Origin of the sequence: Alexandriicola marinus (assembly GCF_004000435.1) — a bacterium.
In the GTDB taxonomy this organism is placed as follows: Bacteria; Pseudomonadota; Alphaproteobacteria; order Rhodobacterales; family Rhodobacteraceae; genus Alexandriicola; species Alexandriicola marinus.
The window spans coordinates 1-16,251 of sequence record NZ_RBVZ01000025.1 but is presented as its reverse complement, the minus strand read 5'-3'; the positions used below and the strand labels follow the sequence as shown (position 1 = coordinate 16,251).

Here is a 16,251-nt window from a genome sequence, read left to right as displayed (position 1 = left end):
CCGCCCTGCCCGTTCAAGGGCCGTGTTCGCATCTCGCGCCCAGGCTTCGCGCCAGCCCATCAGCAGGTCCGGCGCATTCCAGCTGCGATCCTTCTTCCCGAACCCCTCGCCGGTCAGCTCGCGCATGGTCAGCATGACATGTGCATGGGGCTGATCGTGACCATCACGGGCCTTGCCCTCGTGAACGGCCACGTCCGCGATCATGCCGCGATCGACAAATTCTCGCTGCACGAATCCGCGCAACAACTCCAACCTCTCGCCCCGATCAAGCTCACGCGGCAGCGCCACTTCGATCTCACGAGCAAGTTGGGCATCGCGCCGCTTCTCGACGGCTTCGACCGCGTTCCAGAGCTGGTCGCGATCGCGCATCCAGTCGGGCGCATTTTCGGGGGCCATGATCTCGGAATGCACGACCCCGCCCTTGCGGCTGTAGTCATGCTCCAACCCCTGCCGGTCATCCCGCAGCCGCCCAGCCGTCCGGTAGGCGGCGGCTGCGACCGATGACCGGCCCCCTGCCCGGCTGATCACTTTCGCACTGAGATGATAGATCGCCACGGATCGAGCGCCTCTCTTTAAAACAGGGTCCAGCGCCTGATTGCGCTGGTCGGGAGCGCGAGGGTGAAACCCTCGTTCAGGCGGCATCGCCGCCTTGGGGGGAAGCCGTCCGGCGCGGGGGTTTACCTCCATGAGGACGCGCACGTTGTCGAAGACAATGTATAAGCGCGCATTTAAATCTTTTCAACCTATCAATCCGCCACTACATTCGCCCCGATTATTCCCGAGGTTTCCCCATGTCCCAAAGCCGCCCGGCCGACGCCCGGATCAAAGAACTGGCCGAGAAGAAAGCTCAGCTCGACGCTCAAATCGCAGCGCTCGATGCCCGGCGGCGTCTCTCCGAAAAGAAAGACGAAGACCGCCTCAAATGGCTCCTGGGCACTTTGGTCTTCGACCGTTTGAGCGCCGAACCTGCTCTTCAGAGCATCGTGCGGCGCGACCTGCCAGACCGCCTCACCCAGCGGGATCGCGACCGTGGACTCTGGCAGATTCTGTTTCCCGATAGCGACGAGGACCGGTCATGAGTTTTGTTCTGGAAGCCCGCCACTGGGTGATCATGATCGGTGCTGTGATGCTGGCCGCTGCCGCCCTGATCCTCGCTCCGCAAGCGGTCGCGATCTACCCGGTGACCACCTATGCCTTCCCGATCATCGCCATGGCCACCATCCTTGACACCCTCGGAACCGCCGCAGAGCGTCACAGGACACCGCTGAAGCTCCTCGCATGGGTCTGCCTGTGCGCTGCCGCCCTCACAGCCCTGACGCCCCTCAGAGCGCCGCTCAATGACATACTGGCGACTGTCCAGGCATGGACGGGCGCTGGCTGGACCCTCCCCCGTGCAATTTGGGAAGGACTCAAGGGGCTGGCGCGGTATTCTGATCCGCAGAAACAGGCCATGGCGATCTCCTTCGCGCTCGGGGCCTTCGGCGTGGCTGTCGCTGTCAGCACCCCGCTGGTGGCGATCTTCAATCCGCGCATTGGCCGCAACCGCAAATCCCGCACCGGCCCATGGCAAGCGGAATGGATGGACCCGCGTGACGTGGCCCAGCTGAAGCGCAACAAGACCGGCCTGCCCCTCGCCCTCCACAAGGGCAAGCTCCTGCGCTACGTCAAGAACGATGCGAAGGGATGGCGCGGCGGGCATCACCTCGTTGTCTCCGGCACACGCGGCGGCAAGGGCGTCAGCGCCGTGATCCCGTCGATCCTCGACCACCAGGGGCCGGTCGTCGTCCTGGACATCAAGGGCGAAAATTTCGCCGTCACGCGCCGCCACCGCGAAGAGCTCGGGCGTAAGGTGGCCGTCCTCAACCCTTTCGGCCTCGTCGAGGATGGAAAGGATCAGTTCAACCCGCTCGACTACATCCGGCCCCACGAGCTGGCGCGCGACGTGGCCCTGGTTGCGGACGGCTTGGTCAAACCGGAACAAGGCGACGGGGCACATTTTTCGGAAATGGCCCGCCAGCTGGTCGCGGCGGCGATCGAAGTGATCGTGACCCAGGAAGAACCCAACCGGCGCAATCTGATCGCCGTCGCCGATCTGCTTCTGTCAGCAAACCTCGACGGCACGCTTGAGGCCTGGGCCGAAAACGCCGACCTTGTCGGCCACCGCCCTGCCCAGACTGCCGCCACGATCCTGCGCGCAGGTGACAGAGAACGAGGGTCGATTCAAACAGCGGTCTCGAAAGCTTTTGAGTGGATGCAGTCCGACAACATGCGCCACTTCCTGGCCGGGTCCAGCTTCCGCATGGATGATCTTCTCGATGATCGGGTCGATCTCTTCATCGCGGTGCCGCTCGACCAGGTGGACAAGCAAGCGATCTTTATGCGCCTGTTCATAAACCTTGTCCTGGGCACGGTTGTGCGCCAGGACGGGCGGCGCAAGGTTAAGACTCCGATCCTGTTGGTTCTCGATGAATTCGTACGCATGGGACGCATGGAGCAGATCATGAACATCGCCAATGTCGCCGCAGGGGCTGGTGTCGAAGCGCTGTTCGTTACCCAGGATACTGGTCAGGTCGAAAAGGCCTATGGGCCAAACGATGCCCGGTCGATCTTTGGCTCTTGCATCACCAAGCGTGTCTTCAACCTCAACGATATCGAAACCGCCGAATGGGCAGCGCGCCACCTCGGGGAAAACACGGTCTATTCTCAGCAAATTCGAGAGGGCAAAGCCCCGCACGAGGGCCGTGATTTTTCCTACTCGGAGCAGCGTCAGAAGCTCATGACGGCTGAGCAGATCACGGGCATGAAGGCAGATGATCTGCTGCTGTTGGTGGGTAACCGCAACCCGCTCAAGGCCAAGCAGAATGTGTATTTCAAGAGCAAGACCTACCGTGGAAGATTCGATCAGAACCCTTTGAACTGAGGTAGGTTTCGCTGCCTTTCGCGCGCATTCTTAGCTGCGAGCACTTTTCCATGCGTTCGGGTTTGGAAACCGCTGCTGAAATGATGGGGAATTTTGTAGTGTTAAATATGTGTTATATAATGTGTTACGCTGTGGATAAGTGTTCATAGTCCTATGAATTCATTAGGCTTTTAGAAGTGGTCTGTGTGTAGAGTCACGATAAAGCGTGTGTAAAGACACGAAAGAATGTGTGTAAAGACACGAAAGCTCTACGCCTGTGTGTGAAATCACGAAAGGGCTTGACCGTGTGTGTGAAATCACGAAACATAGGTCATGGTGTGTGAAATCACGAAAGACGGCGACCGCTCTCCCTTGCTGCCAGATCGGCAGGAACAAGGCGACTTTTTTGTGTGCGATATCTTTGATGCCGCACCCAAGGGTGACATGGCTTCGATGGCGCATCCGATTTTCTCGCTTTCTACAAAACCAGATCACCGCGTGCGGCGATACGAAGATGGGACGGGGCGAAACTATCTCGAAGTGAAACCTTCGTCCGATGGTCTGGCAACGATCCACGATCGCGATGTACTGATCTACTGCATCAGTCAAATTATGGCAGCTATCAACAAAGGTCAGAAGGTTTCAAAAATCGTTCGCCTGAAGGCGTTCGACCTCCTGAAAGCAACGAACCGGCCATCAGATGGGCGTGGATATAGCGGCCTTCGAAGCGCCCTCGCCGGGCTGCTAGGGACACAGATTGAGACGAACATCGTGACCGGCGATGTCGAGCAATTGGATATTTTCAGCATCATCGACCGCGCTCGTATCGTACGTGAAACCCGCGATGGTCGAATGCAGGAGATCGAAGTGCAGCTCTCAGATTGGGTGTTCAACGCGCTCCAAGCGCATGAAGTTTTGACCCTCCGCCGGAACTATTTCCGGCTGCGTACGCCATTAGAGCGGCGCATCTACGAGATCGCCCGGAAGCACTGTGGCTCGAAGAAAGAGTGGAAAATCAGTCTTTCTGCTTTGCAAGACAAGTGCGGATCGGCTTCGACCTCTCGCGAGTTTAAGCGGCTGATTGGCAACATTGTCGCTCAAGATGAGGCGTACAATCACATGCCGGATTATTCAGTCCGGTTAGACGAAAACATGGTCGTATTTCTAAACCGTCACGCGGAAAAGCCGCAAGCTCTGGCGGCTCCATCCGGGGCGATCCGTTTGAGCCCCGACGTTTATCAGGAAGCCCGTAAGGTTGCGCCGGGATGGGATATCTATACGCTAGAGCAAGAACGGCGCGAATGGATGGCCGACGGTGGGCTCGATGCACCGGCCAACCCGGACAGGGCATTCTTAGGGTTCTGCCGGAAAATCTTTGAGAAACGCGGCAACCCTTAGCCGCTTCTACCCTTCTGTTCTTCAAGCAACAACTCCAAGCCCTGCCAAAGGGTAAGATCGCGCGTTGAACAAAAAGCCCGGAAATCATCCACCACGCGCTTCGGGCCTGGTATCGAAACTTTGTCCTGCGGCTCTTTGCGTTTGGGGCCAGGTTTGAGGCGCGTCGTTGGCTCCCTGTTGACGAAGCCAAGATCGGCACCGGCCCTGACGGCCTCGCTTAATGAGCTGCCATCGACCTTTGGCCGAGGCTTGGGTGCTGGTGTTGTCTTGGGCAGGTCGATCCCACCTGAGAAGCCGTATTTCCCGCTCATGTCACTTGCTCCTTGGTAAGGGTTGCAATGACGGTTTGTGCGTAGTCGCGGGCATTCTCGATGGCTCCGGTCACCTGCTTCATGGCCTTGTCGGATACAGACGCGGTTTTGCTCTGCATTTCTTGCGTCACGATGTCAGGCAGCTCTGACAAGAGCACACCGTCCCGGAAGATGCGGGTGTAAGGCGCGCGCTTGGCGATCCGAACGGGTAGCGTCGGGATGTTGTTGAGCTCCATTTCTTGCCGCACGTCGCGCTCATCCGTGGTCTGGAACGCGGCGTTGGTGCGAGTGAACAAGAGGGCGTAGTTGATTTGCGCGCGGATCATGTTTGCTGTGGTTTGTACCAAGCGAACCGCTTGCGCGGCTTGCCGGGCTTCCATAGGCGAGCCATCGAGCGGGATGATGCACAAATCTGTCCGCGATAGCGCGAAAGTGACGATCTGATCCTTCGACCCTTCAAGGTCGATAATGAGATAGTCAGCCTCATCGGATAGGCTGTCGATGAGCTCGACCGTCTCTTCGGCCTGCGGTCGCGCATGAACTGTGAAAGGAACGTCTCTACCTTCGGCTTCGCGCGTCTGGGCCCATGCAAGGATGTTGGCGTTTGGGTCCAGATCGAGAATCGCAACGCGACCGCCAGAAAGAGCGATCTGTTCAGCCAAGAGCATGGCGGACGTAGTTTTCCCCGAGCCGCCTTTCGGGTTTGCGAAGGTGATTACATACATGGCGGTAGATTGCCTGCGCTTAACTCTAACGTCAACTATGTCGTTAACATTAATTATAGAGTTAACTTTAATGACATAGTTAGAGTTAAATTCGAGGGTGCTTTGAGACGTTCGACCTCGTCACATCTAGGTCGTTCAACCCTACGGGTTTTCAGTAATGGAACCGCAGTTGCGCAATCTCTAGGCTTTGGCCATCGCCAGCTCCACTGACCCGGTAGACCATTCGATCTTCCTGAGAAATTCGCCGGGACCACCAGCCAGTCAAATCGCCCTTCAAAGGTTCCGGCTTGCCGGTTCCCTTGAAGGGGGTCCGCTTGCACTGCTTGATCAGATCGTTGATCCGGTTGCGTACCTTGTCGTTGGTGTTGACCCAGTATTGATAGTCTTCCCATGCCTGATCGGAAAAAACCAGCTTCACTCGGTCAGCTCACGCTCTTCGCCAGTTCCAGCATCGAGTTGCGCGATCGACGCGCGCAAGCGGGATGCGTTTTTCGGTGTGGACAAGAGGTGCAACGTCTCGTTGACGGCGTTCCAAGTGTCCAAGGACACGACCACAACGGACTCGCCCTTCTTGCGCGTCACGACAACTTCCTGCTTGTCGTGGATCGCTCGATCCATGACGCCCTTCAGTTGAGCCCGTGCGTCTGAGTAGGTCATAACATCCATGTCGACTCTCCTTTGCTTCCCTCTATATGTACAATATTAAGTACAAGTAAAGGGATGGTACGAAGGCGGCAGTCAATTTCATGGAGAATTTACGAGAGAGAAAGGGCTCACATGGATGACATCGTTACCCGCCCCGCAGAGGAAATTTCTCGCGAGGAACTTTACGAACTGGTCTGGCAGACCCCCATGAGCAAGCTTGGTGCCCAACTCGCGACGAACGGGCCAGGCTTGGCCGCTCTTTGTCGAAAGCGCCAAATTCCTACGCCACCCTTGGGCTACTGGCAGAAAAAGGCCGTTGGCCGTGCTCCTGAAATGCCTCCTTTGCCGTCATTCAAACCGCCCCAAAAGACCTCCCCTTCCATCAAGCCAGCACGGGGCAGTGGTAAACCGCAAGTACCTGCGTCCGTCCCATCTCGCGACGCTGAGTCCGTTGCGGAACTACCACCCTTCGATGAAGACGACGAAAGCCTTGACCATATGCGAGCGCTGCACCCGAAGGTGAAGGCATGGGTCGCAGAGCACCGTCAGCTACAGGAGAGCCGTCGAGCGGAAAACCGGCAACGGTCGCGCGACTTTTGGGGAGGATCACTTCCTCATATCAGCGACCTCACTGCGCGTGACCGATATCGCTTCAGGGTGACAAGCACCCTGTTTCGCGCGATTGAGAAGCAAGGGGGACAGATCGGCGAAGCCAAGCTTACAGGCAAGGTGACGTTCCTTGTCAACGAGCAAGAGCTCAAGTGCGTAATCGCTGAGAAAATGTCGAGGGCGACAAAGATCATGGAGGGGGCAGGGAAGTGGACGGCCTTTCCCCATCACCACCAAACAGGCCTTGTTTCCTCTGGCTTCCTGCGCGTGAGGTTCGACACTTATGTCAATGGTCGTAGTCGAGACTGGATTGAAACGTCCAAGAAGAAAATGGCGATTATCCTGCCCGATATCGTTAGCGCGATTATCGCGGCAGGGCCACTTTTGGCAGAGGCCGCGCGAGAGCGTGAGGAGCGACATCGCCGCTATGAGCAAGAGCAAGCAGAACGTCGTGAGCGCCAAAGACACCAAGAGATTGATCACAGGCGTTGGAGCCGGTTTCAGGACCATGCTGAAAACTGGCGGGAGCGCGATCGGCTTTTGGCATTCATCGAAGAGCTGCGCCGCCGTCTGCAAATTGAGGGGGATGCCGACATTGAAGGTAGACCCCTCAGCGACTGGATCGTCTGGGCCGAAGAGCGAACACATGCGCTCGATCCGTTCCAGAATGGTCTGAAAGGGTTTTTTGAAACTATCAGCTCCGCTTGATTGTTCGGCTACTCATACTCGGACAGCAACGCCTCGTATTCCTCGATTACAGCGTTTAAACGAGCAGTGAAAACCTCTTGCTCGTTACCTTGTAAGGGGCTTCGATCTAACGAAAATGACTGTCCCCGAATTACATCCAGCAACCGAAGTTGAGAGGGGGAAATCTCTGTTAAAGCCTCTGTCATGCCCCAAAGGCCGAACCTGCCTGCATCCTCGGATATATTCGGTTCTGGGGAGAAATATGGATAAACAGCATACTCATCGCCATGGCCATCAATCACAGATATCAGGTTTTCCACTCTGATAGTCATTCCGATTTGAGAGATAGAAATTTGGCCAAAATGATTGTCGCCTTGCTCGTACGGAGAGTTTACCCAGCGTCGTCGCTCACTCCACCAAAGTAAAAAACCATCCCTCAATTGGGGATACAAATTTTGCCTCCTTGGATTGGAATCAATGCGGCTCTGCGTATCGACGTGCAAATCTGATAGGCCTAGAACATGCTGCTTAGCATCATACCAAAACGGGCCATAGAAATCGCCGCCGCCGCTGTCACTGCCCGCCTCTCGCGCTCTGTCCGCACGAATAATGCCGCGTATGTCAGTGCGACGAGAGGCAGGGCCTGAAAAGGCTAACTTTAGCGCCTTCCGCAAGGTGAGATTGTTTATTGGCAAAGCAAATCCTAACTTTTCAAACTTCCTCAAGTAAGGAGCCAAAGCCTGTTTCGATCAAGAAACTTCTCGTTCTCTAAGAACACTTGTCCTGTCGTGGCGCGCAATCCTTCATGCGAGCTTTACAATAAAAGCTCGCATAAGTGCCAAAGCTGAAAGCCCAACAAAACATGGGGAAAGTGCAGTATCGCGCAACATCTTACTTCTATCATGCAAGGTTTATAGGTATTATAGTGCTATAACCTCGCAAGGATTTGCCCGTGAAAGCTGCTACCGAGACCGCTTGGAATAAAGGCCGCGTGGTCGGTAAAAAACCTCCGCTGATGCCCGACCAGGTATCCCTGATCCGGATGATCCTGCGCCAGGAAAAAGCCTTACGTGATCTGGCGCTGTTCAACACCGCCCTCGATACCAGTTTCCGGGGATCTGACCTGGTACGCCTGCGGGTCTCGGATGTGGCCACCCTGGCAGGGGTGCGCGAAATCGTCGAAATCCGACAAAAGAAAACCGAGACGCGCAATGCGCGTCCGGTCCAGGCGCGCCTGTCCTCCGGGACGCGCGACAGTCTGAGGGCTTATCTTGCCGCCTCTGAAAAGCCGCTGCACGGCTGGCTGTTCACGGGGCAGGGGGCACGGTGGGCCGACACCCACCTCAGCGAAAGCCAGCTTTGGCGGCTGTTCCGCTCCTGGCTGGAAAAGGCCCGCCTCGATCCCAGCCTCTACGGCTTGCATTCGCTGCGCCGGGCCTTCCCCACCCACATCGACCAGCAGACCGGCAGCCTGCGCGCCGCCCAGCTCCTGCTCGGCCATGCCAGCATTGAAAGCACCAAGGAATACATCGGTACCGAACAGGCTGAAGCGCTGGAAATTGCGCGCAAGTATCACCTGTGACGGCCATGCAGACTTATCTTGAGAAACGCCAGCCTGCGCAGAAAATGGCTCGGTTCTACAGGATGGCAGTGATGCCGAACCTGTTCGGCGAATGGACGCTGTACCGCGAATGGGGCCGCATAGGGCAGGGCGGTCAGGTGCGGATGGATTGGTTCGAGGACAAGAACCAGGCCGTTGCGGCTCTGGTCACACTGGAAGCCTCCAAGCGTCAGCGGGGCTATTGGGTGGAGCCTCAGCAGCTCGCGATGTTTGATCTGACCGGTTGAATTCACGCGGCCACATCTCAACCGTTCAGCTGGATTTACAACAGCGTTGCCAGTATGTTCTACTTTAGATTAACAACATTGAGAGGCAAAGTATGAGCGGTGAAAACGATAGCAGCAGCAGAGAAACGAAGCCTGCGCCAACCATGGTAACAAGGCCGCACAGCAGTGAGAACGTTTCGATAAACTCGCAACAGCCCATGGCAAGTGCGCCAGTCGCGCCGCCACCGCCAAAGCCAAAGAGGTAGGCGAAGTGGCTAAGACCCCTAAACCTCCGCCAAAGCCCCCCGTCAAACTGCCCCCGCGAAAGGCAACGGTCGGGGTTAAGGTCCAAGGATCACAGCAGCCCATTGCTGCTGCACCTGGGACACCACCACCGCCCAAACCAAAAAGGTGAAACACATGGCTAGAGAGCCCGCGCCCCCGCCTTCACCACGTCCGTCAAGCATTCCGCGCTCGATCCCCGAAACGAATACGCGGCCTAGCCCGAGCGCACCCGTCGCGCCGCCACCCCCGAAGAGGTAAATAAGTGCTATCATCCGATAATCAGACGCCGGTATCAGTCAGCGGACGGGTCTTCATCCCCGACAACGCTAGACCCCTTCCCAGTGCCCCGTCCTCGTCGCCACCGCCGAAGAAGTGAGGGGGCGTGCCTAATGCGCACTTCTGAGATTTCTCCGGCAGGAATTATCGTTATTTCCGGCCCCCAGTCACCATGCTCGGGATCAACTTTTTCCCACTCACCGGATTCTTTGTCTCGGTAGTCAGTAACATAGAGTGCGATAGAGCCATCTTGCCCGAGTATCATTGGGCCGAAGGGCGCTTTCTTGAAGTCGTCAAGACGCTCGCATTGCAGTGTCGTCCCGTCTTTTTTTACAACAGTGATCTGCGACGGTCCGGAGTCTTCTCGATTGATAACAGTTTCCCATGCGGCGGTATTTCTGTCTGACGACGATATTCCTGCGCCACGCAGAATTTCTGGAAGGCTGTTGACGCTCACTCGACGCCAGATGGCGGCGACAACGAGTGCCGCCACTATGCCCCCAACACTGGCAGCATATCCGGCCCACAGGGGCAGTGCGACAGCATCGCTGGATGTGGGACCCCACGCCAGGTAGATAGCCAGTAGAAGAGCAGATGCAGCTTGCGATATGAAGGCAAAGACGAGAGCAATTGCTAACGTGTCCAATGTTTGGTGCGTGCTATCGCGGCCCGTGTACGCTAGGCGATAAGAAAGATACCCGGCAACCAATATTGCCAGGGTTTGATAGGGTAGCTGTAAGAGCCTTTCGATAGCTTCCATTCCGATAGTCAGAGCACTGTTTCACCGCGCCTGCAACATGGCTGGGCGCAGCCATGTTGCAGGCTATGAACCTTGACAGCCCAGCAACGCCGCCCGCATGTCCTAAGGACATGCGGGCGGCGTTGCTGCTTGTAAGCTGAAAAATCTCACTACCAAGCCAAGCTGAAAAGTATAGTAATTATACCTTTTTCACCTTATGTTGCGCTCATGAAGTTCGAGTATGACCCCGACAAGAGCGCCGCGAACCGCGAAAAGCACGGTATCGACTTTGATGAGGCTCAGGCTCTCTGGGATGATCCTTATCTGATCGAGGCCCCCGCCAACGTCACGGATGAGCCACGCTTTCTGGCGGTTGGCATGATCGGGGCCAGACACTGGACGGCTGTCTACACACACCGGAGCGACCGGGTGCGGATCATCTCCGTGCGCCGCGCTCGCAAGCAGGAGATTGACCACTATGAAGGCGACTGAATTCGACGAACGCTTCGACGCGGGTGAAGACATGTCCGCCCATGTCGATTGGACAAAGGCGCGCCGCCTCAATGTCGAGGCAAAGCGGGTGAACGTGGATTTCCCGACCTGGGTCGTCGCCGGTCTGGACCGGCAGGCTCAGAAGCTCGGCATCACCCGTCAGGCGCTGATCAAGATGTGGATCGCAGAACGCCTCGAATGAGGGCCGTTGCGACCAGGCACGAATAAAGCCAAGGCTTGTCGCCATCCGGAAAAAAACAGCATCGTAAAGCCGACCGATGGCGGCAAGAAAGACCGATAGTTCATGAATTTGTTCAACCGTAAGACCCTGAAGCGCCACATCAAAGCAGATCCAATCCCGTCAGACCGTTTGGCTGCGCTGGAAGCCTGGACAGAGTTGATCAGCTCGGGCCGGATTGAACACCTGAAGGAAACCGCCCTGCATGGGCAGTTCGCCTCCAAGATTGTTGAAGGTGTTCTCGGCTACCACGGCCCGGCTGGTGGCGCAGATTACAACGTCTCAACCGAACAAAATATTCTGCGCGGCAGCGTCGATCTGGCGCTTGGCCGCTTTGGCGGCAAGACGCCTGACATCGTGGCACCGTTCGAGCTGAAGGGCGCGGATACCCGCGACCTCGACGCAATCATGCCGGGCAGGAACAAGAGCCCCGTTCAACAGGCGTGGGAATACGCCATGAACGCGCGCGGCGTGAAATGGGTGCTGGTCTCGAACATGATCGAGCTGCGCTTCTACGGCTTCGGGGAAGGCACCTCGGCCTATGAGGAATTTCGCCTCGACCAGCTGACAGACCCGGAAGAATACGCGCGCTTCATGCTGCTCCTGTCAGCGGAAAACCTGCTGTCTGGCCGCACGGCTGATCTGCTGAAAGAAAGCCGCCGCGAAGACAAGGACATCACCGACAGCCTGTATCAGGACTACAAGGACCTGCGCCTCAAGCTCCTGAGCGCCGTCCAGGAGGCCGATGCCGCGATCGCGCCCCTCGATGCGATTGCCCTCGCGCAGAAGATCCTCGATCGGGTGCTGTTCATCGCCTTTGCCGAAGACACCGGCCTGCTGCCAGACAACACGCTGGAAAACGCTTTCATCGCGCGTGACCCTTACACCCCTCGCCCCGTCTGGGACAATTTCAAAGGCCTGTTCCGCGCCATTGACGAGGGCAACAGCGAACTGAAAATCCCGCGATACAACGGGGGTCTGTTCCGCGAAGACGCGGTTATCAACGGGCTGAACCTCCCCGATGACATCTGCGAAGGTTTCAAGACCTTGGGCGAGTATGACTTCGCGTCCGAAGTCTCGGTCACGGTCCTCGGCCATATTTTTGAACAGTCCATCGCGGATGTGGAACGCCTGCAAGCGATCGCGCGCGGCGAAGAGGAAGAACCAGAGAAAGCCACCGGCACAAGCGGACGGCGCAAGCGTGACGGGGTGGTCTATACCCCTGATTACATTGCGCGGTTCATCGTGGCCGAAACCCTGGGAACGCATCTGCGGGAAATTTTTGAGGACACCTTGCGCGCTCACGCCAAGAAGGGCGCGGATGTCACCGACTACGAAAACATCCCCTGGCGGAAAAAGTCGGCCGAGCTGGAAGCCTGGCAAGCCTATCGCGATCGCCTGAAATCCCTGCGCATTGTCGATCCCGCCTGTGGCTCCGGTGTGTTCCTGATCATGGCCTTCGACTTCATGAAGGCCGAACTGACCCGCGTGAACGATAAGATCAAAGACCTGCTGCCCAAGGCCGAACATTTTGGCGATCTGCTCGACTATGTCCCAGACAGCGAAATTCTGACCGACAACCTCTTCGGCGTGGACGTGAACGAGGAAAGTATCGAGATCACCAAACTGTCGCTCTGGATCAAGACCGCACGGCGCGGCAAGGTTCTGGACAGCCTGTCGGGCAGCATCCGCGTCGGAGACAGCCTGATCGAGGACAGCAACTTCGCCTATCTCGATCACGCCTTCACATGGGAAACAGCCTTCCCCGGCGTCTTTGCCGAAGGCGGTTTCGACGTGGTCCTCGGCAACCCGCCCTATGTGCGGATGGAATTCCTGAAGCTGCTGAAACCCTATCTGGAAAAGCGGTATGAGGTGGTTTCCGACAGGGCTGATCTCTACTGCTATTTCTACGAACGCGGCCTGCGCCTGCTGAAACCGGGCGGGCGCTTGGGCTACATTTCCTCGAACACGTTCTTCAAGACCGGATCAGGCAAGCCCCTGCGCGAATATCTACTGAAGGAAGCCACCATAGAAAGCGTGGTCGATTTTGGCGACCTGCAAATTTTTGAGGGGGTGACCACCTATCCGGCTATCCTGACCATGAAGCGTGGGACCGCGCCCAAGGGGCACGAGCTGCGTTTCTGGAAGGTCGATGCTCTGCCGGAAAACAACTTCCTCGCCACTTGGGAAGCCGCTGCCGGCCCATATCCACAAATGGCCTTGGGGGCCGGATCATGGGAACTGGAAAACCCCGCCCTGCGCGCGCTTCGTGACAAATTGATCAAAGGTCAGACCACTCTCAAGGAAGTCTTTGGTCCGCCATTGATGGGGGTAAAGACAGGGCTCAAGCCTGCGTTCGTTATTGATACGCCAACAAAAGAACGCATCTGCGCGAGCGATCCACGATCTCGTGAACTGATCAGGCCACTTATCGAAGGAAAGAACCTTCAACGTTGGAGGGCAGATCAACATGGTCACTGGTTGATCTACATCCCCAAAAACCGGATCGAAATAGATCAGTACCCTGCAATCCGTGATTGGCTCCTGCCTTTGAAAGACCGGCTTGAGAAGAGGGCGACCCAACAGGCCTGGTTTGAACTTCAGCAAGCACAAGAAGCCTACGTTCCCCACTTCGAGGGACCCAAGATCATGTGGAGCGACGTCGCCTCAGAGGCCCGATGTCACCTCGATACGTCGGGCGCTTATGGCGAAAATACCTGTTACTTTCTCCCCTGCGACAAGCCCGGCGTAGTTGGCTTCCTAAATTCAAAGCTGGCTTGGTTTATAGTCAAAGCCCTGACCCCAAAGGCGCAGGGTGGCTATGCTCGTTTTCAAACTCAGTTCGTCGAACAGCTACCTTTGCTTAATGCTGTCGTAGAAAATGCTGATCTCGAAAAGGAGGCTCAGCTTTGTCATGAGTTAGCGGAGCAACGACAGAAGCTTCAACAGGCACTTGTTCGCCGCATCCCCGACCTCTGCCCGCCTGACCGTGAGCCCAAGCTGACAACCCGGCTTCAGGAATGGTGGACCATGCCCGACTTCGCCACCTTCCGCGCCGAGGTGAAGAAGGTGTTCAAGGCCGACATCACCCTGACCGATCGCTCCGACTGGGAAGACTGGATCAACCGCGACCGCGCCGAAATCGCCCGCCTGACCGCCGAAATCGCCCAGGCTGAAGCCCAGATAGACAGCATTGTCTATGACCTGTTCGACCTGACCGAAGACGAAATCGCGCTGCTGGAGGCGGCGACCTAACCAGCACGCACAGAGCGTGTTGCTCCGCAGCAACACCTGGAGACGCAAGAGAACAATTGAAGAACTCGCGCTTGCAATTTGGTAAATTTTCTGTTACAATAAAAAATGGACCGAACCCTTTTGGGGCCGGTCCTTTTCCGTAACCGCAGTGCGATTCGGCTTAACTGTCAAAGGGTATGTCCCATGAAGAGGAACACCCGTCAAGCAAAATCGTACTGCACCAGCGTCATGAAAGGACGTAAATGCAGTATACAATGCAAATTTTTGAGTACGAAGATAATGATCAGTTTCGTGTGATCGACCATAACGGTGAGCCTTGGTTCGTCCTCGCCGAAGTCTGTAAAAAGCTTGGCATCGTCAACACCGGGGACGCAGCATCCAGTCTGGATGAAGATGAACGAATGACTATCGGTATTACCGATAGTCAAAAGGGTACGCGTGGCGGCGCGCGCCAGATGACCATCATCAACGAGTCTGGCCTTTACTCTCTGGTCTTAAGGTCCAGGAAGCCTGAGGCTAAGCGGTTCAAGAAATGGATCACATCAGAAGTCCTTCCGAGCATTCGGAAAACCGGCTCCTATGGTGGTCACGTTCCTGCGTTCATCAAGCGCTACAACGAGAACTGGAACCGCGTCAGCGGTGGTCATTTTTCAGTGATCAACGAACTGGTTGTCAGGTTGTGGGGACGCCTTGAAATGGTCGGCCACATGATGGCGGACCGGGCCCCGAACGGGACACAACTACGCCCCGATACCAGCGTAGGAAAGCTCTTCGCAAAGTGGCTCGACGAAAACCACCCCCAGCTGAGTGGATCTCATTCGATGTATCCACACAAGACAGATGAGTGGGAAGGTGATGCGAGGCAGTATCCAAACAGTATGCTGCCGCTGTTCATCGAATTCGTTGATAACGTTTGGATTCCCGAGCATTCAGAGCGTTACTTCAACACTCGCGACCCAGCGGCGCTGCCCCATCTGCCTAAGTTGCTACCAGCGAAGGCGGCTTAAGATCGTCTGCCCCCTTGGGGGCGTCCGCGCGAAGCGCCGGGCCTGTCGGCGGGTGACCTTCAGGTTGCCCGCCGACAGGTCACCCTGAAACCGCCCCGCCCAGTATCACACCACAACGAAAAAAGGCCCCCGCCTGCTGACGGGGGCCTCGATTGTTCGGCGGCGCGGGCTGTTACTCGGCGGCCATCCGGTCGGCCTGCGCGGTGCGGGTCATGATGTAATCCACGGCCTTCTGGGCCTCGGACGCGGCGCGGAATATCGCGCGGCTGTCTTCCTTCATCGCCTCAAGCCATCCTTCGACATAGGCCGCGCTCTGGTCGAATTCGGGCTCTACCCCGATCTGCGCGCAAAGCATGCAGTTGCCAATCTCCGCGACCAGCTCCTCGAACGCGTAGGCCTTGCGGTCATTAAACCGGCCCAAGCGGTCAAGCCGCTTTGTCGCCCCTGTCCAGTGGGTCAGCTCATGCGCCAGGGTGCCGTAATATCCGGCCACCCGATGAAACGTGCCGATCGGCGGCATGTGAATCCGGTCTGTCTTGATGTTGTAATAGGCGCGCGGCTCCGCGGTGCTGTCGATCTGCGCACCTGACGCGGCAAAGAACGCCTCCAGCATGGGGTCGGCCACGGTGCCAAGATCACGGGGTGGATCGGGCAGGATGTAGAACTCGGCGGGCAAGCCCTCGATCTGATCGGCGTTGAACACGCGATAGGCCTTGGCATAGGGGATCTGGCGTTCCTCGCCGTTCTCGTCTTCGCGCTCGACGGTGCCGTATTTCACGACCGTGGCGGATTTCTCGCCCTTGCGAACATGGCCCCCAAGCTGCTTGGCCTGATTGAACGTCATCCAGCGGGCTGAGC

At 57.0% G+C, this 16,251-nt stretch carries 18 protein-coding genes; 10 read left to right on the top strand and 8 right to left on the bottom strand.

Annotated elements, in window-relative coordinates; all coding sequences use genetic code 11:
• Positions 1-555: MobQ family relaxase (gene mobQ, locus EP376_RS21825; protein ID WP_164745038.1), on the bottom strand; the 555-nt coding region annotated here is incomplete at its 3' end.
• A 236-nt stretch (positions 556-791) separates the two neighbouring features.
• Between mobQ and EP376_RS21820 the strand changes: the two genes are divergently transcribed.
• From EP376_RS21820 to EP376_RS21810, 3 genes are all read left to right on the top strand, one after another.
• Positions 792-1,079, top strand: a complete 288-nt coding sequence (locus EP376_RS21820) for a mobilization protein (RefSeq protein WP_127657612.1) — start codon at positions 792-794, stop codon at positions 1,077-1,079.
• Positions 1,080-1,111: 32 nt separating this feature from the next.
• Positions 1,112-2,920, top strand: coding sequence for a type IV secretory system conjugative DNA transfer family protein (locus EP376_RS21815; RefSeq protein ID WP_203341916.1), 1,809 nt, complete (start codon positions 1,112-1,114; stop codon positions 2,918-2,920).
• Positions 2,921-3,232: 312 nt separating this feature from the next.
• On the top strand, positions 3,233-4,297 hold the full coding sequence (locus EP376_RS21810; protein ID WP_127657610.1) for a replication initiator protein A: 1,065 nt from the start codon (positions 3,233-3,235) through the stop codon (positions 4,295-4,297).
• On the opposite strand, the gene EP376_RS21805 is transcribed toward EP376_RS21810, so the two are convergent.
• The 4 genes from EP376_RS21805 to EP376_RS21790 form a co-directional block, all read right to left on the bottom strand.
• Complete coding sequence (locus EP376_RS21805; RefSeq protein ID WP_127657609.1) at positions 4,294-4,608, bottom strand: hypothetical protein; 315 nt, start codon at positions 4,606-4,608, stop codon at positions 4,294-4,296. The genes EP376_RS21810 and EP376_RS21805 overlap by 4 nt on opposite strands.
• Positions 4,605-5,333: a ParA family protein gene (locus EP376_RS21800; protein WP_127657608.1), complete on the bottom strand. Its 729-nt coding sequence runs from the start codon at positions 5,331-5,333 to the stop codon at positions 4,605-4,607. The genes EP376_RS21805 and EP376_RS21800 overlap by 4 nt, the downstream gene beginning before the upstream one ends.
• A gap of 151 nt (positions 5,334-5,484) precedes the next feature.
• On the bottom strand, positions 5,485-5,751 hold the full coding sequence (locus tag EP376_RS21795; RefSeq protein WP_127657607.1) for a Txe/YoeB family addiction module toxin: 267 nt from the start codon (positions 5,749-5,751) through the stop codon (positions 5,485-5,487).
• Positions 5,748-5,999, bottom strand: coding sequence for a type II toxin-antitoxin system Phd/YefM family antitoxin (locus EP376_RS21790; RefSeq protein WP_036743750.1), 252 nt, complete (start codon positions 5,997-5,999; stop codon positions 5,748-5,750). Before EP376_RS21790 ends, EP376_RS21795 begins: the two co-directional genes overlap by 4 nt.
• 111 nt (positions 6,000-6,110) lie before the next feature.
• Here EP376_RS21790 and EP376_RS21785 point away from each other — a divergent pair, with 111 nt between their 5' ends.
• Positions 6,111-7,295: a hypothetical protein gene (locus EP376_RS21785; protein ID WP_127657606.1), complete on the top strand. Its 1,185-nt coding sequence runs from the start codon at positions 6,111-6,113 to the stop codon at positions 7,293-7,295.
• Between the two features lie 8 nt (positions 7,296-7,303).
• Here the strand turns inward: EP376_RS21785 and EP376_RS21780 are convergent, their stop codons facing one another.
• Complete coding sequence (locus EP376_RS21780; protein ID WP_203331110.1) at positions 7,304-7,999, bottom strand: hypothetical protein; 696 nt, start codon at positions 7,997-7,999, stop codon at positions 7,304-7,306.
• A 227-nt stretch (positions 8,000-8,226) separates the two neighbouring features.
• Here EP376_RS21780 and EP376_RS21775 point away from each other — a divergent pair, with 227 nt between their 5' ends.
• On the top strand, positions 8,227-8,856 hold the full coding sequence (locus tag EP376_RS21775) for a tyrosine-type recombinase/integrase (protein ID WP_127657605.1): 630 nt from the start codon (positions 8,227-8,229) through the stop codon (positions 8,854-8,856).
• A 5-nt stretch (positions 8,857-8,861) separates the two neighbouring features.
• Complete coding sequence (locus EP376_RS21770) at positions 8,862-9,122, top strand: WGR domain-containing protein (protein ID WP_127657604.1); 261 nt, start codon at positions 8,862-8,864, stop codon at positions 9,120-9,122.
• Between the two features lie 556 nt (positions 9,123-9,678).
• On the opposite strand, the gene EP376_RS21765 is transcribed toward EP376_RS21770, so the two are convergent.
• Positions 9,679-10,422: a hypothetical protein gene (locus EP376_RS21765; RefSeq protein ID WP_038068556.1), complete on the bottom strand. Its 744-nt coding sequence runs from the start codon at positions 10,420-10,422 to the stop codon at positions 9,679-9,681.
• A 207-nt stretch (positions 10,423-10,629) separates the two neighbouring features.
• Between EP376_RS21765 and EP376_RS21760 the strand changes: the two genes are divergently transcribed.
• The 4 genes from EP376_RS21760 to EP376_RS21745 all read left to right on the top strand — a co-directional run bounded on the left by EP376_RS21760 (position 10,630) and on the right by EP376_RS21745 (position 15,393).
• Entirely contained in the window at positions 10,630-10,893 is a 264-nt protein-coding gene (locus EP376_RS21760) for a BrnT family toxin (RefSeq protein ID WP_076535676.1), read from the top strand.
• A complete protein-coding gene (brnA, locus tag EP376_RS21755) occupies positions 10,880-11,095 on the top strand; it encodes a type II toxin-antitoxin system BrnA family antitoxin (RefSeq protein WP_066009074.1) in 216 nt (71 codons plus the stop codon). The genes EP376_RS21760 and brnA overlap by 14 nt, the downstream gene beginning before the upstream one ends.
• A 102-nt stretch (positions 11,096-11,197) precedes the next feature.
• Complete coding sequence (locus EP376_RS21750) at positions 11,198-14,386, top strand: Eco57I restriction-modification methylase domain-containing protein (RefSeq protein ID WP_127657603.1); 3,189 nt, start codon at positions 11,198-11,200, stop codon at positions 14,384-14,386.
• Positions 14,387-14,628: 242 nt separating this feature from the next.
• Positions 14,629-15,393 carry a BRO-N domain-containing protein gene (locus EP376_RS21745; RefSeq protein WP_127657602.1) on the top strand — a complete coding sequence of 255 codons (765 nt, stop codon included), beginning with the start codon at positions 14,629-14,631 and terminating at the stop codon, positions 15,391-15,393.
• A gap of 172 nt (positions 15,394-15,565) precedes the next feature.
• On the opposite strand, the gene EP376_RS21740 is transcribed toward EP376_RS21745, so the two are convergent.
• On the bottom strand, positions 15,566-16,251 hold a 686-nt coding region (locus EP376_RS21740; protein WP_127657601.1), incomplete at its 5' end, for an ArdC family protein.

What these genes read in the sequence shown, in the direction of transcription:
- EP376_RS21820 (WP_127657612.1), top strand. Translation starts at nt 792, where the DNA reads ATGTCCCAAAGCCGCCCGGCCGACGCCCGGATCAAAGAACTGGCCGAG.
- EP376_RS21815 (WP_203341916.1), top strand. Translation starts at nt 1,112, where the DNA reads ATGATCGGTGCTGTGATGCTGGCCGCTGCCGCCCTGATCCTCGCTCCG.
- EP376_RS21810 (WP_127657610.1), top strand. Translation starts at nt 3,233, where the DNA reads ATGGTGTGTGAAATCACGAAAGACGGCGACCGCTCTCCCTTGCTGCCA.
- EP376_RS21805 (WP_127657609.1), bottom strand. Translation starts at nt 4,608, where the DNA reads ATGAGCGGGAAATACGGCTTCTCAGGTGGGATCGACCTGCCCAAGACA.
- EP376_RS21800 (WP_127657608.1), bottom strand. Translation starts at nt 5,333, where the DNA reads ATGTATGTAATCACCTTCGCAAACCCGAAAGGCGGCTCGGGGAAAACT.
- EP376_RS21790 (WP_036743750.1), bottom strand. Translation starts at nt 5,999, where the DNA reads ATGGATGTTATGACCTACTCAGACGCACGGGCTCAACTGAAGGGCGTC.
- EP376_RS21785 (WP_127657606.1), top strand. Translation starts at nt 6,111, where the DNA reads ATGGATGACATCGTTACCCGCCCCGCAGAGGAAATTTCTCGCGAGGAA.
- EP376_RS21770 (WP_127657604.1), top strand. Translation starts at nt 8,862, where the DNA reads ATGCAGACTTATCTTGAGAAACGCCAGCCTGCGCAGAAAATGGCTCGG.
- EP376_RS21765 (WP_038068556.1), bottom strand. Translation starts at nt 10,422, where the DNA reads ATGGAAGCTATCGAAAGGCTCTTACAGCTACCCTATCAAACCCTGGCA.
- EP376_RS21760 (WP_076535676.1), top strand. Translation starts at nt 10,630, where the DNA reads ATGAAGTTCGAGTATGACCCCGACAAGAGCGCCGCGAACCGCGAAAAG.
- brnA (WP_066009074.1), top strand. Translation starts at nt 10,880, where the DNA reads ATGAAGGCGACTGAATTCGACGAACGCTTCGACGCGGGTGAAGACATG.
- EP376_RS21750 (WP_127657603.1), top strand. Translation starts at nt 11,198, where the DNA reads ATGAATTTGTTCAACCGTAAGACCCTGAAGCGCCACATCAAAGCAGAT.
- EP376_RS21745 (WP_127657602.1), top strand. Translation starts at nt 14,629, where the DNA reads ATGCAGTATACAATGCAAATTTTTGAGTACGAAGATAATGATCAGTTT.